Genomic DNA, 14,861 nt, shown 5'->3' with positions numbered 1-14,861 from the left:
GCCCGGAACGCCATCACGACATGAGCACGCCTCTCAAGACCCTGATCACCAAGCTCAACACGACCTGCCGCCTCGCGGCCGAACGGGCGGCCAGCTCGTGCCTGTCGCGTGGGCATTACGAAGTCGATCTCGAACATCTGTTTCTCGCGCTGATCGAAGAACCGGCGAGCGATCTGGTATGTGCGCTGCGCGCCTCGCGCATCGATCCGCATGCCGTGCGCGCCGATCTCGAACGCGAATTGCAGAACCTCAAGACCGGCAATACGCGCACGCCGGTGTTTTCGCCGCATCTGATCGCGCTGTTCGAACAGGCCTGGTTGATCGCCTCGCTCGATACGCAGATCGGTCGCATCCGCTCTGGGCATTTGCTGCTCGCGCTGCTGAGCGCGCCCGATCTCGCGCAGTTCGCGCAGCGCATGTCGGCGCGTCTGGCCGAAGTGCCGGTGGCCGAACTCAAGCATAGCTTCGACGAATTGACCGAAGGGTCCGTCGAGGCGGCGCCGCGTGATGCCGAAGCCGGCACCGTAGAGGAAACGCAGCCGCAGGCCGTTGCCGGCCCCTCGAAGACGCCCGCGCTCGATACCTACACGACCGACCTCACGCAGCGTGCGCGCGAAGGCCGCGTGGACCCCGTGATCGGACGCGAAGGTGAGATTCGCCAGACGATCGACATTTTGATGCGCCGTCGCCAGAACAATCCCATTCTCACGGGCGAACCGGGCGTCGGTAAAACGGCCGTGGTCGAAGGGCTCGCGCTGCGCATCGCCGAGGGCGACGTGCCCGAGCCGCTGCGCAACGTGGCGCTGCGCGTGCTCGATATGGGCTTGTTGCAGGCAGGTGCCAGCGTGAAAGGCGAGTTCGAGAACCGCCTGAAGAGCGTGATCGACGAGGTCAAGAAGAGCCCGCGGCCTATTGTGCTGTTCATCGACGAAGCGCATACGATCATCGGCGCAGGCGGTCAGGCTGGCCAGAACGACGCGGCCAATCTGCTCAAGCCCGCGCTCGCGCGCGGCGAACTGCGTACGATCGCGGCGACTACGTGGAGCGAGTACAAAAAGTACTTCGAGAAGGACGCGGCGCTTGCGCGTCGTTTCCAGGTGGTGAAGATCGAGGAGCCCGGTGAGGCGCTCGCGGCGGCCATGCTGCGCGGCATGACGGCCCTGATGGAACGTCATTTCAACGTGCGCATTCTCGACGAATCAATCACCGAAGCCGTGCGTCTTTCGCATCGCTACATCAGCGCACGTCAATTGCCGGACAAGGCCGTGAGCGTGCTCGATACGGCGTGCGCCAAGGTGGCGCTCGCGCATAGCTCGACGCCCGGTGCGATCGACGACGGCAAGCGCCATATCGAACGCATCGACGCGGAGATCGCCTCGCTCGAGCGCGAAGCAGCCAACGGCGCGGCGCACGATGAGCGTCTCGCCGATCTGCGTGCTCAACGCAATGAAGCCGCTGCCGATGTGGCCGAAGACGAAGCACGCTATGTTCAGGAGCGCGAACTGGTCGCGCAGATCGCGGCATTGCGCAATCGTATTGACGCGGCGCGGGAAGAGGGCGCGTCGGCCGATCTCGCGCGCGACGCGGACGCCGCGCGCGACGCCATGCCCGCGTTGGTCGCGCAACTCCATGCGTTGCAGGGTGACGGCCCGATGGTGCCGCTCCAGGTGGACGCGCACGTGGTGGCCGAAGTGGTGGCGTCGTGGACCGGCATTCCGCTGGGCCGCATGGTGAAGGATGAGATCAAGACGGTCCTCAATCTGAGCCCGCTGCTTGGCGAGCGCGTGATCGGCCAGGACCATGCGCTCGACGCGATTGCGCAGCGCGTGCGTACCGCCAACGCCAGTCTCGAAGATCCGAACAAGCCACGCGGCGTGTTTATGTTCGTGGGTCCTTCCGGGGTCGGCAAGACCGAAACGGCACTGGCGCTCGCCGATATTCTCTACGGCGGCGAACGCAAGCTCGTGACCATCAACATGAGCGAGTACCAGGAGGCGCATAGCGTCTCGGGTCTCAAAGGCTCGCCGCCGGGCTATGTGGGCTACGGCGAAGGCGGCGTGCTGACGGAAGCGGTGCGTCGCAATCCTTATTCGGTCGTGTTGCTCGACGAAGTCGAAAAGGCCCACCCGGACGTGCTGGAGATGTTCTTCCAGATCTTCGACAAGGGCACGATGGACGACGCCGAAGGGCGAGCGATCGACTTCCGCAACACGCTGATTATCCTGACCTCGAACGTGGGTTCGTCGGCGGTGATGCAGGCGTGCCTGAACAAACCGGCGGAGGAATTGCCGGATGCCGACGCGCTCGCCGAACTGTTGCGCCCGCAACTGTACAAGACCTTCAAGCCCGCATTCCTCGGGCGCATGAAGGTCGTGCCGTATTACCCGATCTCGGACGACGTGCTCGCCGAGATCATCGAACTCAAGCTCGAACGCATTCGTCGGCGCATCGAAGCGAATCACGGCGCGGTGTTCGAGTGGGACGACTCGCTTATCGATGCCGTGCTCGCTCGTTGCACCGAAGTGGATTCGGGCGCGCGCAATGTCGACCACATCCTGAACGGCACGCTGCTGCCCGAACTGGCGCAGCAGGTGCTCGAACGCATGGCGGAAGGCAGCGCGCTGGCTAGCGTGAGCGTGCTTGCGAACGAGGCCGGCGAGTTCGAATACACCGTGAAATGACCATGTCGACCGATTACACCGCGCTGCTTGCGCCTATCAACGAAAGCTCGCCGTGCGGCGAGGATATGCTGTTTTCCTCCGATTTCGATGCGATCGCCTACGCGCGCCGCTTCGACGATCCTTCGCTCGATCAGGGCGAATGGGTCACGGAAATCAAGGAAGCCGACTGGCCCTTCGTGGTCGAGCGCTGCTCCGCGCTGCTCGCGACGCAGACCAAGGATCTGCGCGTGGCCGTGTGGCTGACCGAAGCTCTCGCGATCCAGGAGGGCGTGCCGGGCCTCACGCAAGGTTATGCCGTGCTGACCGGACTGGTCGAGCGCTTCTGGGATCAGGTCCATCCGCTGCCTGAAGGCGACGATGTCGAATCGCGGCTCGGCAATGTCGCCTGGCTCGCGGGCCGCTCGGCGGAATTGCTGCGCGCCGTGCCGCTGACGCAATCGGGCACCGCGTTCAGCACGCTCGATTGGGACGTGGCGCAACACGTCGCGCAGGCCGTCAAGCGCGACCCCGACAATGCCGCCGATATTGCGCGCGGCAAGCCCTCGGTCGAGCAGATCGACGCGTGCCGTCGTGCGACCGCGCCCGCGTTTTACGAGGCATTGCTCGCGCAGTTCAAGACCTTCGAAACGGCGCTGGCCGCGCTCGATCAGGAATTGGAGCGTAAGGCGGGCGATTTGGCGCCGAGCTTTCGCCAGACGCGCGATGCCTTCGACACGGTGTATCGGCTTGCTGAGCGTTTCGCTCGTGATGTGGGCGTCGATCCGAATGCGGTGCTCAAGCAGCCGGAGTCGGCCCAGTCGCAGAACGGTGAGGCGGTCAATGCCGATCGCGCCGAGCCGAGCTTCAAGACGCCTTTGCCTCCTCACGAGGAATTTGTGCAGACTCCGACCCGCGTTTCCAGCCGCGCGCATGGCGGCATCCAGAGCCGCGCGGACGCCGTTGCGCAGCTGCGCGCCGTGGCCGATTATTTCCGCGCCACCGAGCCGCATAGCCCCGTGGCGTATCTCGCCGACAAGGCTGCGGAATGGGCTGGGATGCCGTTGCACGAATGGCTGGCGACGGTCGTGAAGGACGACGGCACGCTCTCGCATATCCGTGAGATGCTGGGCGTCAAATCGGAATATTGAGCGTATAAAAAAGCCCTGCATTTGCAGGGCTTTTTTCGATGCAGGCCGGATTTAGAGTCCCGCGCGGAACTCAATACGCCGGTTGCGTGCGCGTCCATCGACCGAATCGTTCGAGGCCACGGGCTGATCCGGGCCGACGCCGTTGGTCGTGAGTTGTTGCGGCGAAATCCCCTTGGTCACGAGATAGCCCTTCACCGCATCCGCACGCGCCTGACTCAACGCGATGTTCGACGTGCGATTTCCCGAGTTGTCGGTGTGGCCGATGATCTCCACCGTGCGCGTATTCATCTTTGCGAGCACGGCGGCCATCTGGTCGAGAATCGCGCGGCCTTCGGGCGCGAGCGTGGCGCTGCCCGTTTCAAATTCGATCGTGCGGTTCGCGAGCGTCTGGTCGAGCAGCCCCTGTTCGGACGCGCTCACGCGCAGGCCGTTGCGGATCGTATAGGTAGGATTGAGCGCATTCGCCATGTCGCTGGCGATCTGCTGGCGCTGCGCTTCGTTACCCACTTCGCCACGCACGTCGATCTGCGTGCCGTCGATCTTAAGTTGTCCTTTGTGGATCTGCTTGAGCGGCGCGCCGATCAGCTTCTGCACGTTCGACGACCAGTTTGGCGGCGTCGCCACGTCGCCCACTTCGATCTGATCGACCACATTCCCCGCACCATAGGTATCGCGCAGGCGTTGCAACACCGCAGCGTGCGTTGCCTCGTCGGGCACCTTGCCGCCCGCCACGACCTGGCCCGGAGTTGCGTCGATGGGGGCGGGCGTCGTGGTGGCGGTACTGCGCACAGCAGAAGCGGACGGCGCGGCGTTAGCCTGCACAGTCGACGCGCCCGATGCGGGCAGGATGGTCGTGCGCACCGTCACGCCGCTCGTATCGACGGGCGTGACGCGGGCCGGGCTCGCATCGTCGGCCCATGCAGGCAAGGCGAACGAACCGAGTGCGCCGAACGTCAGCGCCGCAGCGACAGCGAGGCCGCTGCGTTTAGCCACGGCGGCCATTGACCGGCTCCCCAATGAACGCTTCGCGGAACGTGTCGATGGCGACACGCAGCGAGAGTTGCGGTTGATCGAGGTAGCTGACGAGTTTGCTGATGCCATGATCGCTTTGTGCGTGATCGTCGATCCATTCGGGATCGTCGATGTCGATGTTATGAGCTGAGTAGGTTTGCGGATCGACCACGCTATGCAGGGTCTTCGCGGACGCGCCATTGAAGCCGATGATGAGCCGCTCGCGCTGCGCGATGGTGCCCATGAAAATGGCCAGTTCGAAATCGGCCTTCGAAACGAAGGGGGCGATCAATTCGAGCCAGAACGCGCCCACGAGGCTTCGATAGAACGGATCGGTCGGCAGCGGCAGTGTGAGGCCGCGTTCGAGATGCGCGGCGCCGCTTTGCATCACCGGGCGCAGCAGCGAGCCGAGCGCGAGCATCGCACCTTTGAGGCGTACCGGATGACCGCTGCCCAGCAGCATCTGTTCGAGGCCGGAGAGTGTCTGATGCTCGACGAAGTCGGCAAAGGTGCCGTCGTGCGGATTACCCGTGCCGCCCACGTCCACCGGTACATGCGTTTCGCCTAGCGCCTGAAGCGCGCCTGCGGGCTCGCTCGTGCCGAGTAGCGGCTGCATTTGCGAAGAGGCGCGCGACCACAGCCGCGCAAAGGCTAGCGGGCTGCGGGCGAGAAACGCGAGCGGCTGCTCGACTTCCAGCGCAGTGGCCGCGAGAAACGGAAAGCGCCGGGACGACTGGTCGTGGCTCGCGACCATATGGCCGGCGATCGCCAGTTTGCTGTGCGAGCCGAGAAACGCAAAGTGCATCGGCTGCGCTTCTTCATAGACGATCTTCCAGCGCGGATCGTCGGTGAGCATGTCCATCGCTTCGGCGATCCAGCGGTCCAGTGTTTGCAGCAACTGCGGATTGTGCGGGCTCTTCACGAAATCGCCGCGCGACGGAATCTTGCCGAAGTAGGCGATCTGCGCCTGAACGGTTTGCGTCATTGCGCTACTCCCACCGGGTTGGTTGTGCCAGCAACGGTTGCCGGCGCCGTCGTCGACGGCGCACTCGTGGCGGCCTGCGCGCCAGCGGCCGCGCTGGCGCCTTGCGGATCTTGCGGGTTGCCCGAGGCCCCGACGCCCGCGATCGACGACGGCAACTGCACGCCGCGCAGACCTTGCTGTTGCGGCGCGTCGCCGCTCGATGCCGTGGGCTGCGAGGTGCTGATGATGCGCATGCTCACCGACACGGTCACGCTGCCTTGCGTCCACGTGAGGTCGAAGGTGCCATCCGGGCGACGGCTGCGTTGCGCCGAGTTGATCAGCTTCTCCAGACCGTAGCGGCCCGGCTCGTTGACGAGCTGAAGCGTGCGGCCATCGAAGGTGGTCGCCGAGAGCGTCGCGCCCGGCGAGCCCTGCGGGTTCGGCCACACGAAGTTGGTCCACTGCGGCGGCGTGTTGCGATAACGCAGTTGCTGGCCGTCGATCGCGATCGTGTATTCGGTCGTGCCGGTCGAAGGTTGCGGCAGGATCTGGAACACGGTCTGCGGTTCGCTGGAACCGCCGCTCGCACCCGCCGCGCCGCCCGCGAGCGGGGCGACCCAGCGCGCGAAGCCGCCGGTGAAGTCCGGCGTGAGCGCGAGGCCCATGTCGCCCCACGTGCGCGCGGTGAGCGTATCGCCGCGACGCACGGCGAGCGGCCCGAGCGTGGTGCTCACGAACTTCGAGATCGCGCCATCGGGCCCGAACATCTGGGCGATTTCACCCGAACCGGCTTCGACCTTCGCGGTGCCCGCGAACGGGTACTTGCTGGCAAGCGAGGCCTGGAACGGTTGGTACACCTGCGCATTCCACACCTTGTTCACTTCGACGCTGGCCGGCTGGATCACCACCGCATAGGCCTGCATCAGCGGACGCACGAGCAGGGGACGCAGCGCCTTGCGTTGATCGTCGGTCAGGCCCGTGAGCATCTGCTCGTCGACGAACTTCAGCGAATCGGCCAGTTCGGAGCCGTTGCCGTCGAGCGTCTGCTGCATCAACTGGCGTGCGCCCGGTCCCGGATCGCCCTGGTTCTTGATGGTGTTGAAGCGCGTGCGCACCTTCGAGAGCGAATCCATATAGCCCTTGAGCATCGAGCCGTTGTCGTGCGTGACGACGATGCGGCCCAGGCCCGCGAACGCCTGGCCAACCGGACCCATCGGAACTTCGATCGGGTTGCCGTTGATGTCGATGTTCGCTTCCACGACGCCGCTGGTGCCGCTCGTGGCGCGCGAGAACAGGTTCTTGAACCAGCCCTTGATGCCGCTTTGCGCCTGCTTGAGCGTGGTGTTGACGAGCGACGGGTTATCCCACGACGTCTGGTCGTACGCGGTTTCGAGGATCTTGCGGATCGGCGAATCCTGCGGGTCGCCCAGGCGGTTCATCGCATCGACGGCCTGACCGAAGCTGCCGAAGTCCTGCACGGCAATGCCCTGCATGAACTTCTGCCAGTGCTGCGCATATTCGGCCTTGTACATGCCCACGAGGGTCTTCTGGATCTGCTCGGGGCTGCCTTCGAGCGTGAGGTCGTCGGAAGCCGAGGTGTTGAGCACCCAGTCCTTCGCCTGGAGTTCCTTGGTGGCGGCGTCGCGGATCGCGGGCTGCACGTACTGGAACCACGCTTCGCGCGTGAAGGTGCCGGGAATCGCATAGCTGCCCGCCACCAGTGCCGTATTGCCGTCGCCGACGATACGCGCAACCGTCATCGGCGCGAATCGCGTGGAGGCGCGCGCCTTGATCTCTTCATAGACGCGCTGACGTGCCGGCATGCCGCGCACCACGTGACGCAGGTTTTCGCGAGTCTGGTCGACGAGCGAGAGATTCGCGTCGATCATCGGCCAGTCGTCGTCGTTCACGCGTGCGAGATAGAACGTGATCATGCGCTCGGCGCTGCGGATCATCTCGTCGCGAGGCATGTTGCCGCGATTCTGTTCCAGCCAGCCGCGCCAGAAGCGGGCGATCTGGTCGGTGAGGTGAGCGGTCTCGACGTGACGCTTGTCGGACAGCATCAGGTAAGTCTTGAGCGCGTTGTACGCGTCTTCCACGCTCGACGGCGAGGCGTCGCTATACAGGCCGCCCTGGCTCGTGTTCGCCATCGCAGCATGTGCGGAGACCGGCACGGCGCCCGAGTCGGGCGTGTGCGTCATCGGCGCTAGCTGGTCAGGGTGCGCATCGACGTCCTTGAGGAACGAGGCGAGATTCTGCGAGACCGGCGAGAGCATGATCTGCCGCACGCCGTTGTAATACTCTTCGAGCAGATGCTGCTCGATGCGGTCGCCCTGATACAGACCCAGCGACACCGCGAGCGGCTTGTCGCGGCGGAACTGTTCGAGCTGGTCGATGCGGTCTTCGAGAATATCCATCGCCTGCAGGCGCGACTGCAGATCGTTGCGGTTTTGCTGGAGCTTTTCGACGTTGTCGAGGTCGGCCTGCACGTTCGCGACCAATTGCTGGTTATTGACGGCCGACCATGTCCAGCCGCCCAGCGCGAGCGCAAGCGCCGCCACCACGCCGAAGAACGTGGCGTAGCGCAGACGCGTCTTGGCCGGACTCGCGAACTGCCTGACGGTCTGCTTGTCGGCAAAAATGACCTTGGAAAACAGGTCTTTCAGGAAGAAGCCGTTCTTGGAGAACGCCGCTTGCGGTTTGGGCAGGCCATCGGCCGAAAGGGCGAAACGGTTGGCGATGCGCTGTGCGGCCGCGCTATTGGTTTCGCCTTCCTGCAGCGCGCTCGTGAAATAGAAGCCGCGGAAAATCGGCTTGTACTGGAACGGGTTGTTCTCGAACAGCGTGGCGAGGAATGCGCGCAGCGCCGGTTTGATGGTCGAGAATTCGAGCGGAAAGCTCAGCTGGCCCGGCGTGAGCGCATTGCCGCGGCTGATCGACATCTGCGCGATGCTGATTTCCTTGAGGCCTTCGTAAAGCTCTTCGAAACGCTCGTCGAACTGTGCAACGACGTCGCGCTTTTCGTCCGGCTCGTAGGGCAGGGTGGCGCCCCAGACGCGATCGTATTCATGGCGGTCGTTGGCGCTGAAGAATTCGGTAAAGCCCGTAATGAGGTCGACCTTCGTGAACATCACGTAGACCGGCGCGAAGACTTCGAGCTTTTCGGTGAGTTCCTGCACGCGCTGGCGCAGATTCTTCGCGAGATTGATCGCGAATTCGGGGCGATTGCCGGTGAGTTCGGCAATGCTCGCCGTCACGATGATGCCGTTGATCGGCGCCTTCGGACGATAGCGTTTGAGCAGGCCGAGAAAGCCAAGCCATTCGCCACGATCTTCCTCGTGGATCGAATAACGGCCCGCGGTGTCGAGCAGGATGCCTTCGGTCGTGAAGAACCAGTCGCAGTTACGCGTGCCGCCGATGCCATGCACGATGGCGTCTTTCTTGTCTGCGAACGGGAATTGCAGGCCCGAATTGATCACGGCGCTGCTCTTGCCCGCAGCCGGATTGCCGATGACGATGTACCAGGGCAGCTCGTAAAGCGCCGAGCCGCCGGAAAGCTGGCCGATCTTCGACGTCTTGATGGTCTTGACCGCGTCGGTCAGGCGGGTGCGCAGCGCATCGAGTTCGGCCTGCGTGCCGCGCGCGGCGACGGCGGCCGGGGATTCGACCTGGGCCTGCTGCTCGAGCATCTCGCCGAGCTTGCTGTTGGCGCGGCGCACGCGGATGCGGCGCACGATCCAGACGATCAGCCAGAGCGCGAAGAGCACGCCGAGCACGACCGCGACCCAGACGAGCCCGATCTGGAGCGTGTCGGCCGCGATATAGAGCACGGCTGCCAGCGCGAGCACGCCGATGATGGAAAGCGTGCGCTTGTGAGTCAACACGTTGAGAAAGCGTTGCATATGCCGGTCAGATCCTGATGCTTTGAGTGCTGTTCTGGTGATTCATGCGTGGCCGTGGCGGCGGGCAGGGCGCGTGCTGCCGATCGTGTCGTGTACAGGATCGGCGAAGGATGTGAAAGATGTGTGAGAGCGGAAAAGGAAAGGCGCGCTTCGCGCGGCGCGTTGCCTGAAGCATTGAAAGGCATTGAAAGAACGCCCCATAAACCTCCCCTTTATTGTCCGCTTTGCATTTTGCTTCGGCCCGATTGGCATCCAGATATGCGTGGCAATTCGTTTCCGCATACTTCTGCATCCATACGCATGTCATTTCGCGTCTGCCGGCCTGCGTCCCAGCACAAAACCGGGCTTGTGATATTCGACGTGCCCGAGGTCCATCATTTTCCAGCGACCGCCCCATGTGAGGCCGACCTGTTCGGCAACCTGCCCATATAACTGATAGCCGCGCATGGCCCACGGATCTTTTTCTGAAATGACGAGCTTGCCGTCACGCAGGAATGCGTTATCCGCTGCGAGGCCGTATTGGTGATAGCTCTGGAACGCCGCGGCATTGGTCACGCTACCCCCCAGTTTTGCCAGCCGGTCCTGCCGGTCGGGGCTTCGGTAACCTTCCAGCAAAGCCATTTCGTAACCGTATTGCTCGCGCATGATTTTATAAACGAGCAACAGACGCGTACGGAAGTCCGCATCGAGCAGATTCCAGTCGCGGCTCGCGTCTACGAGTGCGGGACGAATCTGTTCGACCTCCCGCGTGGCGAACACCTCGGGCGGCAATGGCGGCGGCGGAACGAGCTGCTCGCCATTGAGCAGTGCCGCGATTTTTTCATCGGGCACACGCGGCGTGTCATCGTATTGGAATAACTGGTGGCCGCGTAGCGCAATAGCGATCAGCGGCGGCGTCGCAAGAATACCTGTCGTCGAGAAAATCAGCAAGCGCCGCTTAATCAGCAAATTTTGCATATCGACCATTGTCGATTGGGAATATTTTGCCGATTTAGAAATATGCTTGCGCGCATGCGTGGTACTCGCAGAAATACGCCGCGTGATCACATTATGCAGGTTGAATACGGCATCGAAAAAAGACGCTCGAACGCCCGGTAGCAGCAGAATTGCGGCTATCGGTACGGTAATGACGAAATAGACGACGAGTGCAATGGCAACCAAAACCGACCCCGTGAACTGGAGGCAATTGTTTTTTGTAATGCTTGATTTTAGAATCAGGCCTGCCCGAACTTGGGCCGACACGTATTATTACGGCGAAACAGGCCCGATTCAATATGCACGATCCGAATGAGACGCTAATGTAATGAGTGTGCCGGACAATTCCCGACCCAAAGCTCCTCCCAGCCTGCTTGCCGATGGCCCTGGCAAACCGGCCGGCGCACCTGCCAGCGGCACGCCCAATGGCTCGCGCATTCTCGCGAACCTCGAAGGGCGCGTGGTGCCGCCCGCCACGCCCGCAGGCAAGACGCAGCGGTCGTCGAAGGCTGCGGGGCTTGTAGCACTGCTTGTGATTGGCGCGGGCGCATTCGGCGCGTGGCACTGGACGTCGCGCACGCCGTCCAGTGCATCGAGCGCGGCATCGACGGCGGCGAGTGCTGTGGTTGTTGCGGCGGCTTCGGCGACGCCTGCGTTGCCTTCGTCGCACGCGGTCGTTGCGAGCGCACAGAAAAGCGCACCTGACGAAGCCTCCGCATCGCACGCGGCCACCATCGTCGCCGATGACGATACGGCGAACGTAAAGGCCGCGCCGGCGCCCGTCGATAACGACCGTCTCTCGCTTGCGCTCGGCGCGGAGTCGGCCAGCGGTGCGACTGCGAACACGGTGCCGCAAGCGCATCCTGAGCAAGCACAGGACAAGAGCGCGGCGAAGCATAAGCACGAGAGTCCTGAAGCGAAGCACCCGAGCGCGAACGCGCATAAGACCGAAAGCAGGACGGCCGTAGCGCAGACGAAGAATGCGCATGCCAGCGGCAAGAAGGACGACTCCGACGCCGATCTGCTCGCCGTGCTCATGGCGCGTACCAAGCCCGCCGACGCAAAGCAGGCCGGCACTCACGGATCGAAGAGTTCAACCAAGGCGCCTGAAAGCAATGCGTCGATCGCCCAGCAGGTCAAGGCGTGCAGCGAGCGCGGATTCTTCGAAGATCAATTGTGCCGCTGGCGTGTTTGCGACGGCCATTGGGGCAAGGACCCGGCATGCCCGCAGGCGGCGAAAGCCAGCAACGAGCATTGATGTCTCGACGGCGTACGGTGTGAGACTGGATAGCGCGAAAAAGGTCTTTATTGTTGCGATTCTGGCTGGGCGAGAGAAGCTAAGGTAAGGCCAGGGCGTCGCACGCTGCCTATGCGAACTGGCACAATCCGGGCCATGAGCAGAATAAAAGGCAGGATTCGTATTTTCTCGCGGGCAATACCGAAGCTCATTCTCAAACCGCTGCGGCGCAAACCCGCAGAGCCGACACGCATTCTGCTGGTCCATCACATGTTGCTTGGCGACGGCCTGCTGCTCACCGCGCTGATCGCCAGGCTGCGCAAGCGCTATCCGCATGCGTCATTGGTGCTGGCATGCCCGAAAGCACTGGCGCCGCTCTATGCGAAAAAGCCCTTCGGCGTCACCGCACTGGCGTTCGATCCGCGCGACAGTGAGTCGGTCAGGCATGTGCTGGATTCCGGGCCGTACGATCTTGGTATCGTTGCTGGCGACAATCGCTATAGCTGGCTGGCGCGTGCAGCAGGGTGCCGTTGGATCGTGGCCCATCAGGGCGGCCGGCCTGCATGGAAAAACTGGCCGGTCGATGAACTCGTTTCGTATCCGGACACGCCTGCGGCATGGGGCGAGATCGCGGCGGAACTCGTCGACGGTGCCTCGCCCGAGCCTTATCGCATCGAGGATTGGCCTGCGCCGCCGGCGAGCGCGTTACTGCCCACGCAGTTGAGCGAACGCGAGTACATCGTGCTGCATCCCGGCGCGAGCAGTTCGGTCAAGCGGTGGCCCGCGCAGCACTGGCGCGAGCTTGCGCAGTGGGCGCAAGCCCGGGGCTATCAGGTCGTGTGGAGCGGGGGAGCGGGAGAGGTTGCGCTTGTCGCCGAAATCGGCCCTGATCCCGCTCACCTGAATCTGGCTGGCCGGCTTGGCCTTGCCGATCTCTGGCACGTGCTGGGCGGGGCGCGTGCGGTTGTGTGTCCGGACACCGGCATTGCCCATCTTGCGCGTCTCGTCGGCGCGCCGACGGTGGCGCTGTTTGGCCCTGGCAACCCCGGAATTCATGGCGCGGGCCGTTACTGGCAGGATGTACCGTTCGCAGCCCTGATGGTCGACATGCCATGCCGTGACCAGAACACGATCTTCGGGCGCCGCGTGTCATGGGCACGACGTTGCAGCCGCAACGAATCTACCTGCCTGGCGTGGCGAGACGGCTATGCGGGCTGTATGGCGGGTCATTCCGTGCATGAGGTCTGTGACGCACTCGACAATGTGTGGGCACGTTTGTCATGTCAATCTCTGGAGGCGTCGTAAAACGATGGCGATCGAGCGCTGTGAGGTAACTTGGGGCATGGCGCTGGACCGGCGTGTATTCGTTCGGGTATCGCGCGTGGCGATGGGTTTCTGTACAGGCGCCGCCATCATTGGCGGTCTGCCGTCGGCCGCTGTTGGCGCAGTCATGGATTGCAGTCGCGCAGCGAACGCGACGGAAACCGCCATTTGCGCTCAACCCTCGTTGCAGCGACTCGATGGCCAATTGGCGACGGTGTTTGGGCGGCTGATGCGTGTCGTGCCCGCTCGGGCCGCAGCGTTACGCACGTCGCAATTGCACTGGCTGACAAAGCGCGATCAATGCAACGCGGATAGTGGATGTATCGAGCAACGCTACGACGAACGCATCAAGGAACTGCGTAAGCAATTGCACGGCGTACTGGCGTACGAGCCTGACGAGATCGACCGGGCCGCGCTGGATGATCTGAAGCAGGCCGTCGATGCGATCCGGCGATCGGACACGGAGTTCCCGCTTGACAAGGCGCTCGATCAATTCAGCCTGAAAGACGGCGTCACGTCCTTTCATGGTGGCGATTCGACGGATGACAACGGCGACGCCACAGCGCTGCCTCATCGACGTCCTCATGGCGTCACCGAAGACGAATGGCGGGCGCTCAAGGCGTCCGGGCCCTTCAGCGACGACGCGGTGATCGAGGTGGACTACCGGTTGCTGCCAGTCGAAGGCGAGTCGCGCCGAGTCCTGATTGTCACCGCGCTCGATAATGGTTCTGGCGTCTACTCCTATTCGACGGCGTGGGTGCAGCGTGATGGCCGCTTCGTGAGCGTGCTGGGCGCGCGTAGCGGCGAAGGCATGAATAGCCGGGAGGACGACGTATCGGATGCGTTGCTTCTCTCGTTCGAAGGCAAGGGCGCGAATCAGTCTTCGCAATGGGTGCGTTTGCGCGGCCGGGTGTATGCGGCCTATATCGACAGTGAATTTGGCGCCGACAATGTCTATCTCGTTCGGCCACTGACGGTCGTCGACAAGGCGCCGAAATTGATCGTGCGCTATCGATATCGGTTGCAGGTGCCGCGCAGGCAGAAGCGCGAGTCGCCAGACAGGGTCGAAATGCTCGACGACTCGACCTATGCCGCGCTGAACGCCGCGGTCAAACCGCTTACGTCAGCGACCTGGTCCGACGTTTCCACGGCACCGCAACGCGGCGAGCCCAACGATAGCCGCAAGCCGCTGTGCCCGATTCCCACTGGCGTGAGTGGCGACGACCGTGAAGACTACTATGGCTATGGGCCGGGGGACTCGACTATCGAGACGCTGGACGATACGAGCGTCTGGGTGCGCGGCCAGTGCTATCTGGCAAGAGTGACCGACATGTTCGGCTACTATTTGCCGGGCCAGGGTCTGATTGCCCAGATATCGATCAAGGCACCGCAGGGAGACGATCCAGAGCGAAGTTTCGAAGTGCGTGGCGAGCGTGTTGCCATTGGAACCGATGCGTCGGCTGGCAAGGTGGCGGCCGACGGCGCGAACTGATCCGGAATGCACAGGAGATATGGCTTGATGGGACCAAGGGGACTAGCGCGTGTAACGTGTGGAATCGTTGGTTTGACGAGGCTTTCGGGTCATTGGTCAGGATGCCAAATTAATTTTACATAATGCAATTTATCGCAGATTTTAAATTA

9 protein-coding genes are annotated in these 14,861 nt (G+C 63.1%); 5 read left to right on the top strand and 4 right to left on the bottom strand.

Annotated elements, in window-relative coordinates; genetic code table 11:
• Positions 1-20: 20 nt before the first annotated feature.
• On the top strand, positions 21-2,681 hold the full coding sequence (tssH, locus tag U5782_RS01350; RefSeq protein ID WP_322042068.1) for a type VI secretion system ATPase TssH: 2,661 nt from the start codon (positions 21-23) through the stop codon (positions 2,679-2,681).
• Between the two features lie 2 nt (positions 2,682-2,683).
• Complete coding sequence (tssA, locus tag U5782_RS01345) at positions 2,684-3,808, top strand: type VI secretion system protein TssA (protein WP_322042067.1); 1,125 nt, start codon at positions 2,684-2,686, stop codon at positions 3,806-3,808.
• Positions 3,809-3,859: 51 nt separating this feature from the next.
• Here the strand turns inward: tssA and U5782_RS01340 are convergent, their stop codons facing one another.
• From U5782_RS01340 to U5782_RS01325, 4 genes are all read right to left on the bottom strand, one after another.
• The gene (locus U5782_RS01340) at positions 3,860-4,810 is read right to left on the bottom strand and encodes an OmpA family protein (RefSeq protein WP_322042066.1); all 951 of its coding nucleotides are present in this window, start codon (positions 4,808-4,810) and stop codon (positions 3,860-3,862) included.
• Positions 4,794-5,804 carry a type VI secretion system-associated protein TagF gene (tagF, locus tag U5782_RS01335; RefSeq protein ID WP_322042065.1) on the bottom strand — a complete coding sequence of 337 codons (1,011 nt, stop codon included), beginning with the start codon at positions 5,802-5,804 and terminating at the stop codon, positions 4,794-4,796. The genes U5782_RS01340 and tagF overlap by 17 nt, the downstream gene beginning before the upstream one ends.
• Complete coding sequence (gene tssM / locus U5782_RS01330) at positions 5,801-9,685, bottom strand: type VI secretion system membrane subunit TssM (protein ID WP_322042064.1); 3,885 nt, start codon at positions 9,683-9,685, stop codon at positions 5,801-5,803. Before tssM ends, tagF begins: the two co-directional genes overlap by 4 nt.
• Positions 9,686-9,988: 303 nt before the next feature.
• Positions 9,989-10,846 carry a M15 family metallopeptidase gene (locus U5782_RS01325; RefSeq protein WP_322042063.1) on the bottom strand — a complete coding sequence of 286 codons (858 nt, stop codon included), beginning with the start codon at positions 10,844-10,846 and terminating at the stop codon, positions 9,989-9,991.
• A 142-nt stretch (positions 10,847-10,988) separates the two neighbouring features.
• On the opposite strand from U5782_RS01325, the gene U5782_RS01320 reads away from it, so the two are divergent.
• From U5782_RS01320 to U5782_RS01310, 3 genes are all read left to right on the top strand, one after another.
• Positions 10,989-11,918, top strand: coding sequence for a hypothetical protein (locus tag U5782_RS01320; RefSeq protein WP_322042062.1), 930 nt, complete (start codon positions 10,989-10,991; stop codon positions 11,916-11,918).
• 135 nt (positions 11,919-12,053) lie between these two features.
• On the top strand, positions 12,054-13,202 hold the full coding sequence (locus tag U5782_RS01315) for a glycosyltransferase family 9 protein (RefSeq protein WP_322042061.1): 1,149 nt from the start codon (positions 12,054-12,056) through the stop codon (positions 13,200-13,202).
• Between the two features lie 4 nt (positions 13,203-13,206).
• Positions 13,207-14,712: a lysozyme inhibitor LprI family protein gene (locus U5782_RS01310; protein WP_322042060.1), complete on the top strand. Its 1,506-nt coding sequence runs from the start codon at positions 13,207-13,209 to the stop codon at positions 14,710-14,712.
• Positions 14,713-14,861: the final 149 nt, after the last annotated feature.

Origin of the sequence: Paraburkholderia sp. J67, assembly GCF_905220265.1 — a bacterium.
Classification (GTDB): Bacteria; Pseudomonadota; Gammaproteobacteria; order Burkholderiales; family Burkholderiaceae; genus Paraburkholderia.
Note: the sequence above shows the minus strand (reverse complement) of the source record. Positions and strands in the feature narration are given on the sequence as shown.